Raw genomic sequence first — 14850 nt, 5'->3', positions numbered from 1 at the left:
CTGTCAAGCGAAACCGGGTGCTGGGGAAAGATGGTAACGCTGGTTCAGCGCGCCGCGATGCGGGCGGCGATGTCGACGACGAGCTCGACGGCGTAGGTGTCGGGAGACTGGAGCCAGCAGGCGCAGAAGGTGAGCTGGGGGATGGCGATGTCGGTGCGGATCAGTTCCAGCTCGCCGTCCGCGATCTCGGATGCGACCGATTCATAGGGGATGACGGCGATGCCGATGCCTTCGAGCGCCAGATGCACGACGGTGGCCATCGAGGCGCTGGCGTGCAGCTTGATCGGCGGCAGGTCGGGCCGGTTGAAAAGCGACTTCACCGCTTCGTAGGGCTGCGTCTTGCGGGCGAAGGTGATGAGCGGAAAGGACGACAAATCTTCGAGCGTTGCGGGGTTGGGAACCCTGAGCGACGGGCTGGCGATGAAGCCGACCTGATATTCGCACAGGAGCCGGTTGTTGAGGCGCGGCGCGGTCAGCGGCCCGAGCATGAAGGCGATGTCGATCTCCTGCGCCAGCAGGCGCGTGCGCAGCGACGGCGAGATGTCCACGTCGATCTCGACCGACAGGTTGGGATAGCAGCGGTTCACTTCCTTGATGAAATGCGGAAGCCATGTCTGGACGATGGTTTCGGCGACGCCGAGCCGGAGCACCCCGCGTATCGCCGCCGCATCGCGCAGCACCGACAGCATCTCGGCGCGCATGGTGAGGATGCGTTCGGCATAGGGCAGGAGCTGGCGGCCGCGCGGGGTGGGCGTGACGCTGCGCGTCTCGCGGATGAGCAGCTTGGCGCCGATCTCTTCCTCGAGATTGTTGATGCGGTGGGAGACGGCCGGCTGGGTGGTGTTGAGCTTCTGCGCCGCGCCGCGAAAGCTGCCGAGGGCGACCACCCAGACGAAGGTCTCCAGACCCTTGAAGTCGACCATGATGCTGGTTCCCCGAAAGCTGCTGCCGGCCCACCCACCATGCCTGCAAGCCTCGCTTCAGCGCAAGGCGGGGCGGCCGCGCATGAGCAGCCCGCACAGGGCCGTCACCACCAGCGATGCGCCGAGGCCGAGCGTGAAGCCTGCCCATGGCGCGGTGATGCCGGCCGTCGTCGCCAGCGTCAGGCAGAAGGCTGCGAGGCTGGATACGCCGACCAGACCGGCATAGGCGGTTTTCGTCGCGATGGCCGCGCCGTGGTCGAGATTGAGCGACAAAAGGATCGCGCAGAAGCCGATGGGAAACGAGACCAGAATGCCTGCCAGCGACGGCCCCAGCCCTGATGCCGCCAGCGTGACCGCGCCCACGAGCAGGCCGGCCGCCACGCCGCGCAGGACCAGAAGCGGCCACCGGCTGGCCGAGGCGGGCGGAGTGCTGGCCGGCACGAAGCGCTTGAGCGCGATGCGAAGCCCGATGGTGACGAGGACGAAAAGCGCCACGCCGGCAGGGAGCGGATGCGGCGCGAAGGCCAGCGGCAGGGCAGTCGCCACCCACGCTATGGCGGCAGCAAGCGTTGCGCCCACGGCCGAAAGCCGCCCCGCGGCAATGATATAGAATGCCAGAAACGCCTGTGTCGCCGTCAGCGAGTACAGCGCGCCGGCGGCCGTTTCGGCGACGAAGGGCGGCTCGTGCTCGAGCGTCATGAAGAAGAAGGCCGGCCCCAGCACGATCGGCAGTCCGACGAGGACGCCGCCCACCAGCGAATTGAAGCGGGCGGCCGCCCACGCGATAAAGATGACCACGAAGGCGGTCGCGCCGGCCCGGACCAGAAATTCGATCCAGACGCCTTCGATGCCCGTCACGCCAGCGCGGCCTCGGCGCGTTGCGCCAGCGCCAGCACGCGCCAGTCGGCACCGCCGGCCGCGAACATGGTCAGCCCGGTGGCGAGGCTCCGGTCGCCGTGCATCGGCACGGTGGCTGCGCAGCCGTCGAGGAAGTTGAGCGCAGACGGGTTGCGCAGCATCAGCGCGTTCAGCCGGTCGAACTCCGCCTCGACATCGGCGATCAATGGGGCAACGGTGGGGAGCGTCGGCATCACGAAGGCGTCGAACCCGCCCGACAGCGCGCGAAACGCCTCGACCGCGTGGGCGCGAAGGGCACGCGCCTCGGCCACCTCGGCGGCGCTGAAGGTTTCGGCCGCGCGGATGCGCTTGAGCACGCGCGCGTCACCGGCCGTCTCCAGCCCGTCGAGACGGTGGCGATGGATCGCGTGCGCCTCGGTGGCGACGAGGATGCGGTTGACATTGCCGTAGCCGTCGAGCATCGGCAGGTCGACGTCCTGTAGCGTGCAGCCGGCATCGGCGAGCTTCACCAGCGCGGCGTCGAAGTCGCGCGACACCTTCTCGTCCAGCCCTTCGGTCAGCGGGCCGCGCACGACGCCGATGCGGGGCTTTTCGACCGCCTCGCCATTGTCGGGCGACGTGCCGGAAAGCACGGCGTGCACGGCCGCGCACAAGGCGATGGTGCGTGCGAGCGGGCCGATGCTGTCATAGGTGCCGGACAGCGGAAACGCGCCGTCGAGCGGCACGGCGGCCTGTGTGGGCTTGAAGCCGCAAAGGCCGTTGAGGGCGGCGGGGATGCGCACGGAACCGCCGGTGTCGGAACCCAGCGCCACATCGGCGATGCCCAGCGCCACGGTGACGGACCCGCCGGAGGTGGAGCCGCCGGTGATGCGAAGCGGGTCGAGCGCGTTGCCGGGATTGCCGAAATGCGGGTTGAGGCCGACGCCCGAATAGGCGAACTCGCTCATCGTCGTGCGCCCGCAGGCGATAGCTCCGGCCGCCTTGAGGCGTCGCACCGCTTCGGCATCCCGGCCAGCCGGGGCCTCGCCCGCCAGGATCGCGGAGCCGGCCGTGGTGGTCACGCCCTCCTCGTCGAACAGATCCTTGATCGACACCAGCAAGCCGGCGAGCGGCCCCTCAAGACGCGCCGCATCGCGATCCAGCGCCTCGGCGTCCGCTGCTATGCGGCCTGAGTCGAAGCTCGTGAAGATGCTGGACAGCACCGAGCCGTCCAGCGCCATCGCGCGGTCTATCGCATGGCGGGCCCGGTCGGCCGCGCGCAGCGAAATGCCGTTATGGCCGGGGCGGAGGGGGGAAGCGGCAGGCATGGGCGATCTCTCACGAAATGACGGGCAGCGGGCTCATTTCATAGCTATGCTCGATGCGCCGGCCAAGCCTTGCGTCCTCCATCTCCATGCGAAAACGGCGTGCGGGGCGCACGCCGCCCGACAGGACCGGGAAGGTGCCGCACATCATCGCCGTTCCCGCCGCAAGTCGGGTGGCGCTTTGCGCCTTGGGCGAGGCGGCGACGAGATCGAGAAGCGGCCGGATGGAGGCCAGCGTGCCGCTCTGGTAAGGAACCCACTCGCCGTTCTCGCTGATGAAGGAGCGGATCTGGAGGTCGTCGAGGTGATCGGCTACCTCGCTGAACAGCCACAGCGTCGATGCGACCGGCTTGGCGCAGATCTGCTTCGACAGCGCCACCGAATGCGTCTCGAGCTGGCGGTCGGTGTGGTCGGAGCCGAGGCCGAGATAGAGGTTCTCGCCGTCGTCGACCAGAACCGGCTCGGCCTCGCCGGAGGAGGTCTCGTCCACCGTCTCGATCAGCTTGTCGGTGGTGAGGAGCGCCGCGCCGACGCGGTAGTAGAGCGGCACCGTGGAGGGCGGCGGCACGCCGATGGCCTCCAGCTCGTCGATGTGATGCTGCACGGCATCCATGTTGCGCCCGGTCCAGCCGGCGATGATGGCGTTGCGCACCGCGATGGTGACGGGCTCGCGGCCCGCTACGTCGAAGGTAATGGTGTTGGTCATTGTCCTACCGTTGAGAGGAAGACGCCGGCTCAGACCGGCGCGAAGAACAGGGCGATGCCGGGGAAGGCGATCAGCAGGACCACCATCAGAAGCATCACCAGCACGTAGGGGATGGCTCCGACCATCACGTCGCCCAGCCGGCCGCTCTTGCGGGCTCCCTGGACCACGTAGAGGTTGAGGCCGACGGGCGGCGTGATCAGCGCCATCTCGATCAGCACGATGAGAAGGATGCCGAACCACACCTTGTCGAAGCCCAGCCCGACAACGATGGGCACGACGATCGGGATCGTCGCGATCATCAGCGCCAGCGTCTCGATGAAGAAGCCGAGCACGATGTACATCAGGATGATGATGAGCAGCATGCCGTAGGGCCCGAGGCCCAGCCCGTCGAGGAAAGCGGTGAGCTGGCGGCCGAGCCCTGTCGCGCCGAGCGTGTAGTTGAGGAAGTACGCGCCGACGATGACGAACATCACCAGCGATGTGGTGCGGATGGTGCCCAGGAGCGCCTCGCGCATGTTGGCCGGCGTGAGCGCCTTGTAGAAGGCCGCGATGACCATCGCCATCGCCACGCCGACGGCCGCAGCCTCGGTGGGGGTGGCCCAGCCGCGATAGATGGAGACGATGATGATCGCGAAGACGAGGAATACCGGTATCAGGTGGCGCAGCCCCTCGAAACGCTGTCGCCAGGTGAACGACCGGCTGGGCCCGCCAAGCTGCGGCCTGACCTTGCAGATGACCGCGGTGATGAGCATGAAGCCGGCCGCCATGAGCAGGCCCGGCAGGATGCCGGCCATGAATAGCTGGGGCACCGAGGTCTGGGTGAGGAAGCCGTAGACGATCAGGTTGATCGACGGCGGCAGCATGATGCCGAGCGTGCCGCCGGCTGCAATCGCGCCGGCAAAGAGCCGCTGGTCGTAGCCCTGCTTTTCCGCCTGCGGCATGGCGACGGTGGCGACGGTGGCAGCCGTGGCGACCGACGAGCCGGAGGTGGCGGAAAACATGGTGGCCGTGCCGATGTTGGCATGGACGAGCCCGCCCGGCAGCCACGAGAACCATGCGTCGAGCGTGGCATAGGTGCGCTCGGCGATGCCGGCGCGCACGAGGATCTCGCCCAGAAGCACGAAAAGCGGGATCGCGATCAAAAGGAAGCTGTCGGACGACGACCAGACCATCTGGCCGAGACCGCGGATGAGCGGCAGCGGCGAGAAGAAGAAGTCGAGCCCGAGGCCGAGCAGGAACAAGGCGGCCCCGACGGGGATGGACAGCGCGAGCAGGACGGCGAGGCCACCGCCGACAAACCACATCATACCGCTTCTCCCGTCTCGGAGGTCACGCCGGCAAGGTCGGCGACCTGTGCCCACCGCCGTACGAAGGTCATCAGCAGCACGCATGCCAGAAGCACGGTGGAGGTGACCGCGAGCCAGACCCAGCCGGCAAACCAGATCGCCTGCGGTATCCAGAGCTGGATCGCGAGCGGCGTGTTGGAGCGGGAGCCCCGCGCCAGCGATTTGCCCAGCACGTCATAGGCATAGTAGGCGACCAGCACGGCGACGAACGCCACACTGGCCATGGCCACGATGTCGAGCCACGCCCGGCCGGGCGCGGTCAGTTTCACGTAGAGCAGGTCGATGCGCACATGGGCGCGCTCGACCAGCGCATAGGCGAAGCCCCAGGTGGCGAGGCCCGCCATCACGTAGCCCGACAGCTCGTCGGCCCCGCCGATGCGCAGCCAAGGCCACCGCCGCCCCGCGACCTCCATCAGGATCATCGCCACGGCGACCAGCAGCGCGACACCGCAGGCGAGCGCGACGATGCGGTTGGCCGCCCGCAACACGCCGGTGATCTTCATCACCGGCGCTGCGAGGGTTTGTGCGTGCGGTGCCATGGCGCTGCCGCCGCCTACTCGGCGATCGAGACGCCGAGCGTCGCGCCGACGGTTTCGTTCCAGCGCTGCGCCCAGTCTCCGCCGGCGCGCTGCGCCCAGTCGGGTAGGATCTTGTCTTCGAGGATCGCGACGGCCTTGGCCTGATCTTCGGCCGAGACCTCGACCAGCGTCATTGAAGCCGCAGGCCCGCGCGCACATTCGCCCGAGCCCGTCAGGCAGGCGATGTCGCGGGCAAGCGCACCGTCGGCATCTTCCCATGCCGGGGTCTCGAATTCGCTGGCGGCCTTCTCGGTCAGGAAAGCCTGGACCGCCGGATCGAGGCTTTCCCACTTGTCGAGGTTGACGGCGGTGACAACCGGATCCCAGCCGCCGAGCGGCAGGTTGACCAGATGGGTTGAGGATTCATGCCAGCCGGACGCATAGCCCGAGCCCGCACCCGTGACGGCGCAATCGATGACGCCGCGCTCGAGCGCACCCGGCACTTCGGAGAAGGCGAGCGTGATGCCCTCGGCACCCAGCGCTTCGAGGAACAGCGAGGTCATGCGGCCGGAGCCGCGAATCTTCTTGCCGGCAAGGTCGTCGAGGCTGGCGATCTCGGCGTTGCAGAAGACGATCTGCGGCGGATAGGGCGCAATGGCGAGCGCATGCGCGTTGAAGCGATCGCGCATGATATCGGCCACCCAGGGCTTTGCGGCATCGACCATCTTGCGGGCGCTGCCGGCGTCCATGGCGATCAGCGGCACGTCGAGGCCTTCCAGTTCGGGCGCGTCGCCCACCGTGTAGTCGGCCACCGTCATGCCAACGTCGAACACGCCGTCGCCCAGCATGCGGTAGACGTCGGCGCCGGCCACGCCCATCTGGTCGAAGGTCGTCATGGTGACGTTGATCGCGCCGCCCGATTCGGCGGGCACGGTCTCTTCCCAGAACTTGCGCTCGAACTCCTGGTAGAGCGGCAGGTTGCTCCAGCTTCCCACCACGTTGAAATCGGTGGCCGGAAGGTCCTGGGCGGTTGCGGCGGTCGCGAGCGGCAGGAGTGCTGCGCCGGCAAGCAGGGTGCGGAATACGGATTTCATCTCAGGTTCCCCTTTCTCTTATCAAGGTCGTCAACGGCAGTGCAGTCTCGACCCGGCCGAAGCCGGGGCGTGGTCAACTCATGCTCACGCGCAAATCCGTCACCAGCATGTGGCCGGGTTCGTGCACGATGGCGATCTCGGGCCGCGCCCGCCTGATCGCCGATTGCGGGGTCACGCCGCAGGCCCAGAACACCGGCACGTCGCCTGCGTGAATGTCAGGCACATCGCCGAAGTCGGGCTTCGACAGGTCGGCGATGCCGATCGCCGCGGGATCGCCCAGATGCACCGGCGCGCCGTGCGCTTCGGGCAGGCGCGACGACAGGATCACCGCGCGGATGGCATCACGCGGGGAAAACGAGCGCATCGACACAACCATGGGGCCGCCGAAAGGCCCGGCCTGCTCGGTCTCGATATTGGTGACGTACATGGCGACGTTACGCCCCGCCGCGATATGGCGCACGGGGATGTCGTCGCGCAGGAGCGCGGTCTCGAACGAGAACGAGCAGCCGATGACGAAGCTGACGAAATCGTCGCGCCAGAGCGCATCCAGATCGGTGACCGATTCGGCCGGCTCGCCATTGCGGAAGACGCGATAGCGCGGCAGGTCGCGGCGAATGTCGATGTCGCGGCCGATCTGCGGCAGCGAGGGATCGCCGGGCTCGGAGACGCCGAGAAGCGGGGCGGGCTTGGGGTTGCGGACGCAGTAGCGCAGGAAATCGTCGGCATAGGCGCTTGGGAGGATGGCGAGGTTGCCCTGCTGAAAGCCCTGCGCGAGACCCGATGTCTGACCGGTATGACGCCCGTCGCGACAGGCTGCGCGCACCTCGGTGCCGCTTGCATAATATCCGGTCGTCAGCTCTGCCGTATCGTTCACGCTATTCCCCGGTTCTCCTGTCTGTCACCGGGGTATCCGGCCGCAGGCTTGTTGTTGGGAACAGTTAAGCGCCGGCGGTTTGATGAGTCGAATTGTTAATTGTCATGGGAGGCGATAAATTCTTTTCATCGATAGGCAGGTCTTTCCTAGGGTTCGGTGTAGCCGCCGACCTCCACCAGCAGATCGGCGGCCTCGACGGGCTCGGAGAAGATGAACGCGCCCCGCCTGACGCCATGGGCGGCGACATAGTCGAACTCGATCCGTTGCCGCGAAGCGCCGTCGCCGCGCTCCGACGCATAGACCGCAACCGCCGAAGCCGCCCGGTCGCCCCGGTTCTCCACGGCGACGACGACCGCAGCGCCGCTTTCGAGCCCGTCGATGCGCTCGATCGTCACCATCAGGTCGGCAGGCCGGGCGTCGCCGAACAGCGCCTGATAGCCGAGAAACAGGATCAGCGCGGCGACGACGGCAGCGGAAACACCTCCGAACACCCACTCGATGAGCGGACGGCCGTTTCCGGCTCGTCCGGCAGGCTTGGTCTTGCCCATGGCAGCCTCACATTATCAGGCGCGCGGCCGCGGCGCCGATGGCCGAGGGGAAGGCGAGCACGACGACCGCCATGACCACGCCCTCGACCGGCAGGCCGTCGGTGCGTGCGAAAAGCCAAAGCAGGTAGAAGCTGATGGCCAGCGCTATCACGTAGCCGGGCAAGGTAAGCCTGACGAAGGGGCTCCACCACGGTTCGTCGGGCGAGACCTCCGAACCGCCGGCAAAGCCGAGCGCAAAGACGAAGCCGTGCATGAGGACGAGCGAAAGGACGACCAGCGCGAGCGCATGCCATTGCGACATCTGGTAGGAAATCAGCATCATCTCCTCCGTCGGCGCGACATTGAACCCCAGGAAAAGCGCGCCCACGCCCATGAGGAAGAGTTCGCCACCATAGGGCTCCTCCTCGTCGGCCACATCCTCGTCGTCCGCCGCGCCGTGCCCGAACTGGCTTCTTGCCAGAAGCGCGCCGATCGACGCAGGCACGCTCTGTATCGCCACCTTGCCGACGATCTCGTCAGGCGGGGTATCGAAGGTGATCGTGCCGAAAAGAATTAGCAACGTGGTGCAGACGACCGCAGCGATGCCGGCCGCGATCAGCGCATCGAGGATGTCGTCGCGCCAGCCGCGCGTCCGTTCAAAGCCGACATGGTGCGAAAGGACGACGAGCAGCGGCAGCGCCGTGAGGAACAGCACGAGCAGCCGCGCGCGGTCGAGATAGAAGCCGAGCCACCACAGCTCCATGGTCATCAGCATCGGCAGCGAGAACACCAGCGCCCCGCCGGCCGCACGGCCGAAGTCGCGGACGGCCCGCGCCGTACCCGATCGCGATGGCTGAGCTCGTGCCGACAAGATAGGCGTCTCCGGTTTTCCTCAAAACCGTTTCGCGACGCCCCGGTTCCGCGCCCGCATTGCCCGCGCCACGACAAAAGCGAGAAAAGACAAGAGCGATCCGCCGATCGGAAGCGGGGGCGAAGCGAACTGCCGTGAGAGAGGGAAATTTGGTGGAGCCAAGCGGGATCGAACCGCTGACCTCCTGCATGCCATGCAGGCGCTCTCCCAGCTGAGCTATGGCCCCACGCCGGCCCGAGGGCCGCTGCCGTTTCCGGCATCCTACCGGTGCGCCTGGGTGGTGCACCGGTTATCGAGGCGGCTTCTAAACCCGCCTGTCGTCAATATCAAGCCTCGTTTGAGGCCTTTTTTCGCTCAGCTGTCGTCGTCGTCGTCGCCGACGCCGATGATGCCGGAAACGTCGTCCTCGTCCTCTTCGTCGTCGTCGGCGAGGAAGGTGTCGTCATCGTCGTCGCCAAGGTCGACATCGTCGTCGTCATCGTCGCCGAGATCGACATCGTCGTCCTTGCCGCCCTTGGCCTCGTCGTCCGCATCTTCGAGCGAAACGATCTCCGCGCCCTCTTCCTCGGTGTCGACTTCCTTCTCCTCGACCTCTTCGTCATCGGCGACGGCCGACGAGGACGAGCCGCTCTCGAAATAGGAGCGGGGATAGGACTGGCCCGTATAGGGCGAAACGATGGGATCCTTGTTCAGGTCGTAGAATTTGCGGCCCGTTTCCGGGCAGATGCGCTTGGCGCCGAGATCGGGATTTGCCACCTGCTGCCTCTTCGTCTGCTTTGCTTGCCGGGACCGCCATTCGCCGGGGTGGCCCGCCGGGGCCATACCTGATGTGCGGCGGCCCCTTCCTCGTAAAAAAGTGCGGTCCCCATAAACGCAAGTAGGCGTGGTGTCAAAGCCTATGTCAACCGTCCTGCCGCATGTGTCGACATGCCTCGCCGCGATCGTGAAAAAGCCTTTTCATCCAAGGCCTGCCGCCGGGGGATGACCGCACGCGGCCACCGTGTTAGGACCGCCGCCATACCACCACCCGCTCTGCCGCGCCAGGCAAGGACCACCCGCATGAACGCACACGCAACGCCCGTTCCCGCAACCGCCTCCCGCTCGCAGCCGCTTTCGGGCAGCATCAAGGTTCCCGGCGACAAGTCGATCTCCCACCGTTCGTTCATGTTCGGCGGGCTCGCCGCGGGCGAGACGCGCATCACCGGGCTGCTGGAAGGCGAGGACGTGCTGCGCACCGGCGAGGCGATGAAGGCGATGGGCGCGCGCATCGAGAAACAGGGCGGGGAATGGATCATCCAGGGCGTGGGCAATGGCTGCCTGCTGGAGCCGGTTGCGCCGCTCGACTTCGGCAATGCCGGCACCGGCTCGCGCCTGACCATGGGGCTGGTGGGCACCTACGACATGAAGACGACCTTCATCGGCGACGCCTCGCTTTCCAAGCGGCCGATGGGCCGTGTGCTCGACCCGCTGCGCGAGATGGGCGTGCAGGTGCTGGAGGCTGCACAGGGCGACCGCATGCCGCTGACGCTGCGCGGCCCGAAGCGCGCGACACCGATCAGCTACCGCGTGCCGATGGCCTCGGCGCAGGTGAAGTCCGCCGTGCTGCTGGCCGCGCTGAACACCCCCGGCGTCACCACCGTGATCGAGCCTATCATGACGCGCGACCATACAGAAAAGATGCTGGCCGGCTTCGGTGCCACGCTGGAGGTGGAAACCGACGCCCAGGGCGTTCGCCACATCCGCATCGAGGGCGAGCCGAGGTTGACCGGACAGACCATCGCGGTTCCGGGCGACCCGTCCTCGGCGGCGTTCCCCATGGTAGCGGCGCTGCTGGTGCCCGGCTCGGACGTCATCATCGAGGGCGCGCTGATGAATCCGACCCGCACCGGACTGATCGATACGCTGCTGGAGATGGGCGCGAACATCGAAATCCTCAATCGCCGCAATGCCGGCGGCGAGGACATGGCCGATCTGCGGGTGCGCCATTCGGAGCTGAAGGGCGTGACGGTGCCGCCCGCCCGCGCGCCGTTCATGATCGACGAATATCCGGTGCTGGCGGTGGCGGCCGCGTTTGCGGAAGGCGAGACGGTGATGGACGGGCTCGAAGAGCTGCGCGTCAAGGAAAGCGACAGGCTTGCCGCCGTGGCGCGCGGGCTGGAGGCCAACGGCGTGGACTGCACGGAAGGCGAGACCTCGCTGACGGTGCGCGGCCGCCCCGGCGGCAGCGGCATAGGCGGCGGAACGGTCGAAACCCATCTCGACCACCGCATCGCCATGAGCTTCCTTGTCATGGGACTTGCGGCCGAAAAGCCGATAACGGTCGATGACCGCAGCATGGTCGCCACCAGCTTCCCCGAGTTTTTCGACCTGATGACCGGGCTGGGCGCGGAGATAGCTTAGGAGTACCCCGATATGAGCGATAAAAAGATTGCGATGGTTGTCGGCGGCGGCAGCGGCATGGGTGCGGCAGCGGCGCGCAAACTGGCCGAGAGCGGCTATTCGGTGGCCGTGCTTTCGTCGTCAGGCAAGGGTGAGGCGCTGGCCAACGAGCTCGGCGGGCTGGGCTTCACCGGCTCCAACCAGTCGGGCGACGACCTCAAACGCTTCGTCGAGGCCACCATGGACAGATGGGAACGGATCGACGTTCTGGTGAACGGGGCAGGGCACGGGCCGCGCGCACCGCTGCTCGACATCACCGACGAGCAGTGGCGCACCGGCTTCGACGTGTATTTCATGAACGTGGTGCGCGCGGTGCGCCTCGTCGCGCCCGTGATGGCGGCGCAGGAAGAAGGCGGTTCCATCGTCAACATCTCGACAGCGTGGGTGGACGAGCCGAGCGCGATGTTCCCCACCTCGGCCGTGGCACGCGCGGGGCTGGCGGCCTATACGCGGCTCTTCGCCGACGAGTACGCGGCCCGCAAGGTGCGCATGAACAACGTGCTGCCAGGCTGGATCGACAGCATCGCGCCGACCGAGGAGCGCCGGCAGAACGTGCCGATGAAGCGCTACGGCAAGGCGGAGGAAGTGGCGGAGCTGATCCTGTTCCTCGCATCGGAAAAGTCGTCCTACATCACCGGCCAGAGCGTGCGCATCGACGGCGGCATGATGCGGTCGGTTTAAGCGATGGGGGCCGGGTTCATCATCGCCATCGACGGGCCGGCGGGGGCGGGCAAGGGGACGCTCGCGCGGCGGCTGGCCGATCATTTCCATCTCAACCTGCTCGATACCGGGCTCAGCTATCGCGCCGTCGCGCATCGCATGCTGAGCTACGGCCTGCCGCTCGACAACGTGTCGGCGGCCGAGACCGCCGCGCGGCAGGTCGATCTGGGGGCGATGGATCGGGAAGTGTTGTCGCAGCATGCGATCGGCGAGGCCGCTTCGCAGGTGGCCGTGATCCCTTCCGTTCGGCGCGCGCTGGTGGACAAGCAGCGCGAGTTCGCCACGCGGCCGCCGGGCGCCGTGCTCGATGGCCGCGACATCGGCACCGTGGTCTGCCCGGATGCGAACGTGAAGCTCTACCTCACCGCAAGCGCGGAGGTGCGCGCGCGCCGGCGGCTCGCCGAGATCGAGGCGCGCGGCGGCAAGGCCGATCTCGAGCAGATCCTCGACGACATCAGGCGCCGCGACCAGCGCGACATGGGCCGCGAGGATTCGCCGCTGCGGCCCGCAGCCGATGCGCACTTGCTCGATACGAGCGAAATGGATATAGAGACCGCGTTCCAGGCGGCGAAAACACTGGTCGAACAGGCCATGGCTTCCGGGAACGAAGGCTGACAACGAGGCGCGACGCATCTCTTTTCCGACGAGGAAAAGGCCTGCGGCGCATTTTCGTTCATGCCGAAACCGGTCTGCCCGCATCTCCATGCGCCGGAACGCCGCGACAGCGGCAGCCGATCCCGAAAGGATCGCGATGCACGGCAGGCCACACGCAACGCAAACCGACGGCGCAGCCCGAGAGCCCAGAGCGGCCGGGCACCCAGGAGAACATATGTCCAACGCAAATCCCACCCGCGACGATTTCGCCAGCCTTCTCGACGAGTCGTTTTCCGCCGAGCATTCCGCTGAAGGTTCGGTCGTCAAGGGCCTCATCACGGCCATCGAGAAGGACATGGCCATCATCGACGTCGGCCTGAAGGTCGAAGGTCGCGTGCCGCTCAAGGAGTTCGGCGCGAGCGCCAAGGAACTCAAGGCCGGCGACGAGGTCGAGGTCTATGTCGAGCGCATCGAGAACGCGCTTGGCGAAGCCATGCTGTCGCGCGAGAAGGCTCGCCGCGAAGAGAGCTGGGTCCGCCTCGAAGCCAAGTTCAACGCCGGCGAGCGCGTCGAAGGCGTCATCTTCAACCAGGTCAAGGGCGGCTTCACGGTCGATCTGGACGGCGCAGTGGCGTTCCTGCCGCGTTCGCAGGTGGACATCCGCCCGATCCGCGACGTCACGCCCCTCATGCACAACCCGCAGCCCTTCGAGATCCTCAAGATGGATCGCCGTCGCGGCAACATCGTCGTGTCGCGCCGCACCGTTCTCGAAGAGAGCCGTGCAGAGCAGCGCTCGGAGATCGTCCAGAACCTCGAAGAAGGTCAGGTCGTGGAAGGCGTGGTCAAGAACATCACCGACTACGGTGCGTTCGTCGACCTCGGCGGCATCGACGGCCTGCTGCACGTCACCGACATGGCATGGCGCCGCGTCAACCATCCGACCGAAATCCTCAACATCGGTCAGACGGTCAAGGTGCAGATCATCCGCATCAACCAGGAAACCCACCGCATCTCGCTCGGCATGAAGCAGCTCGAGAGCGATCCGTGGCAGGACATCGGCACCAAGTTCCCGATCGGCAAGAAGATCAGCGGAACCGTCACGAACATCACCGACTACGGTGCGTTCGTCGAGCTGGAGCCGGGCATCGAAGGCCTCATCCACGTCTCGGAAATGTCCTGGACCAAGAAGAACGTGCACCCCGGCAAGATCCTGTCGACGACGCAGGAAGTCGAGGTCGTGGTTCTCGAGGTCGACCCGCAGAAGCGCCGCATCTCGCTGGGCCTCAAGCAGACGCTGGAGAACCCGTGGGAGGCATTCGCCCGCAACCATCCTTCGGGCTCGGTTGTCGAGGGCGAGGTCAAGAACAAGACCGAGTTCGGCCTGTTCATCGGCCTCGACGGCGACGTGGACGGCATGGTCCACCTCTCCGACCTCGACTGGAACCGTCCGGGCGAGCAGGTGATCGAGGAGTACAACCGCGGCGACATGGTTTCGGCGCAGGTCCTCGACGTCGACATCGAGAAGGAGCGCATCTCGCTCGGCATCAAGCAGCTGGGCCGCGATTCGATCGGCGAAGCCGCTTCCTCGGGCGAACTGCGCAAGGGTGCGATCGTCACCTGCGAGGTCACCGACGTGAAGGACGGCGGGCTTGAAGTTCGCCTCGTCGACCACGACGTCGAGTCCTTCATCAAGCGTTCGGACCTGTCGCGCGACCGCGACGAGCAGCGTCCCGAGCGCTTCCAGGTCGGCCAGAAGGTCGATGCCCGCGTCATCGCCTTCGACAAGAAGACCCGCAGGCTGCAGGTCTCGATCAAGGCGCTGGAAATCGCCGAAGAGAAGGAAGCCGTCGCACAGTACGGTTCGACCGACTCGGGCGCTTCGCTGGGCGACATTCTCGGCGCCGCGCTGAAGAAGCAGACCACCAAGGACTGATCGTCCCGGTCTGTCTGACAAACCAAGAAACCGCCGGAGCGATCCGGCGGTTTTTCTTTGTGCGGTCAGCGGTTGGGAAGTTTCAGACTTCGCGTAGATCCGGCGTCGCGGCCGTGGGCAACCCAGGATCCTCCCTGCGAAGC

General features: G+C 66.7%; 15 protein-coding genes and 1 tRNA gene. 4 read left to right on the top strand and 12 right to left on the bottom strand.

Annotated elements, in window-relative coordinates; translation table 11 throughout:
• Positions 1 to 44 precede the first annotated feature (44 nt).
• The 12 genes from FY036_RS14905 to FY036_RS14850 form a co-directional block, all read right to left on the bottom strand.
• Positions 45 to 923 carry a LysR family transcriptional regulator gene (locus FY036_RS14905; protein WP_148915527.1) on the bottom strand — a complete coding sequence of 293 codons (879 nt, stop codon included), beginning with the start codon at positions 921 to 923 and terminating at the stop codon, positions 45 to 47.
• A gap of 57 nt (positions 924 to 980) precedes the next feature.
• Complete coding sequence (locus tag FY036_RS14900) at positions 981 to 1781, bottom strand: hypothetical protein (protein ID WP_148915526.1); 801 nt, start codon at positions 1779 to 1781, stop codon at positions 981 to 983.
• The gene (locus FY036_RS14895; RefSeq protein WP_148915525.1) at positions 1778 to 3088 is read right to left on the bottom strand and encodes an amidase family protein; all 1311 of its coding nucleotides are present in this window, start codon (positions 3086 to 3088) and stop codon (positions 1778 to 1780) included. The genes FY036_RS14900 and FY036_RS14895 overlap by 4 nt, the downstream gene beginning before the upstream one ends.
• A gap of 10 nt (positions 3089 to 3098) precedes the next feature.
• Complete coding sequence (locus tag FY036_RS14890; RefSeq protein WP_148915524.1) at positions 3099 to 3791, bottom strand: DUF2848 domain-containing protein; 693 nt, start codon at positions 3789 to 3791, stop codon at positions 3099 to 3101.
• Between the two features lie 29 nt (positions 3792 to 3820).
• A complete protein-coding gene (locus tag FY036_RS14885) occupies positions 3821 to 5098 on the bottom strand; it encodes a TRAP transporter large permease (RefSeq protein ID WP_148915523.1) in 1278 nt (425 codons plus the stop codon).
• Positions 5095 to 5676 (bottom strand): TRAP transporter small permease subunit, encoded by a 582-nt coding sequence (locus tag FY036_RS14880; protein WP_148915522.1) that lies wholly within the window; start codon positions 5674 to 5676, stop codon positions 5095 to 5097. The genes FY036_RS14885 and FY036_RS14880 overlap by 4 nt, the downstream gene beginning before the upstream one ends.
• A gap of 14 nt (positions 5677 to 5690) precedes the next feature.
• Entirely contained in the window at positions 5691 to 6749 is a 1059-nt protein-coding gene (locus FY036_RS14875) for a TRAP transporter substrate-binding protein (RefSeq protein WP_148915521.1), read from the bottom strand.
• 73 nt (positions 6750 to 6822) lie between these two features.
• Positions 6823 to 7623, bottom strand: coding sequence for a putative hydro-lyase (locus FY036_RS14870; RefSeq protein ID WP_201744770.1), 801 nt, complete (start codon positions 7621 to 7623; stop codon positions 6823 to 6825).
• A 146-nt stretch (positions 7624 to 7769) separates the two neighbouring features.
• Positions 7770 to 8171, bottom strand: a complete 402-nt coding sequence (locus tag FY036_RS14865) for a hypothetical protein (RefSeq protein WP_148915520.1) — start codon at positions 8169 to 8171, stop codon at positions 7770 to 7772.
• 7 nt (positions 8172 to 8178) lie between these two features.
• Complete coding sequence (locus tag FY036_RS14860) at positions 8179 to 9021, bottom strand: TIGR02587 family membrane protein (protein ID WP_148915519.1); 843 nt, start codon at positions 9019 to 9021, stop codon at positions 8179 to 8181.
• Between the two features lie 150 nt (positions 9022 to 9171).
• Positions 9172 to 9247: transfer RNA gene (locus FY036_RS14855), tRNA-Ala, on the bottom strand.
• Between the two features lie 128 nt (positions 9248 to 9375).
• Positions 9376 to 9777, bottom strand: coding sequence for a TIGR02300 family protein (locus FY036_RS14850; RefSeq protein ID WP_148915518.1), 402 nt, complete (start codon positions 9775 to 9777; stop codon positions 9376 to 9378).
• Between the two features lie 303 nt (positions 9778 to 10080).
• Here FY036_RS14850 and aroA point away from each other — a divergent pair, with 303 nt between their 5' ends.
• The 4 genes from aroA to rpsA all read left to right on the top strand — a co-directional run bounded on the left by aroA (position 10081) and on the right by rpsA (position 14707).
• A complete protein-coding gene (aroA, locus tag FY036_RS14845) occupies positions 10081 to 11421 on the top strand; it encodes a 3-phosphoshikimate 1-carboxyvinyltransferase (protein WP_148915517.1) in 1341 nt (446 codons plus the stop codon).
• A 12-nt stretch (positions 11422 to 11433) separates the two neighbouring features.
• Positions 11434 to 12141 carry an SDR family oxidoreductase gene (locus tag FY036_RS14840; RefSeq protein WP_148915516.1) on the top strand — a complete coding sequence of 236 codons (708 nt, stop codon included), beginning with the start codon at positions 11434 to 11436 and terminating at the stop codon, positions 12139 to 12141.
• Between the two features lie 3 nt (positions 12142 to 12144).
• Positions 12145 to 12795 (top strand): (d)CMP kinase, encoded by a 651-nt coding sequence (gene cmk, locus FY036_RS14835; protein ID WP_148915515.1) that lies wholly within the window; start codon positions 12145 to 12147, stop codon positions 12793 to 12795.
• A 214-nt stretch (positions 12796 to 13009) separates the two neighbouring features.
• On the top strand, positions 13010 to 14707 hold the full coding sequence (gene rpsA / locus FY036_RS14830; protein ID WP_148915514.1) for a 30S ribosomal protein S1: 1698 nt from the start codon (positions 13010 to 13012) through the stop codon (positions 14705 to 14707).
• Positions 14708 to 14850: the final 143 nt, after the last annotated feature.

It is taken from the genome of Neoaquamicrobium microcysteis (assembly GCF_008180155.1).
Classification (GTDB): Bacteria; Pseudomonadota; Alphaproteobacteria; order Rhizobiales; family Rhizobiaceae; genus Aerobium; species Aerobium microcysteis.
This window is presented reverse-complemented; position numbering and strand designations above follow the sequence as displayed.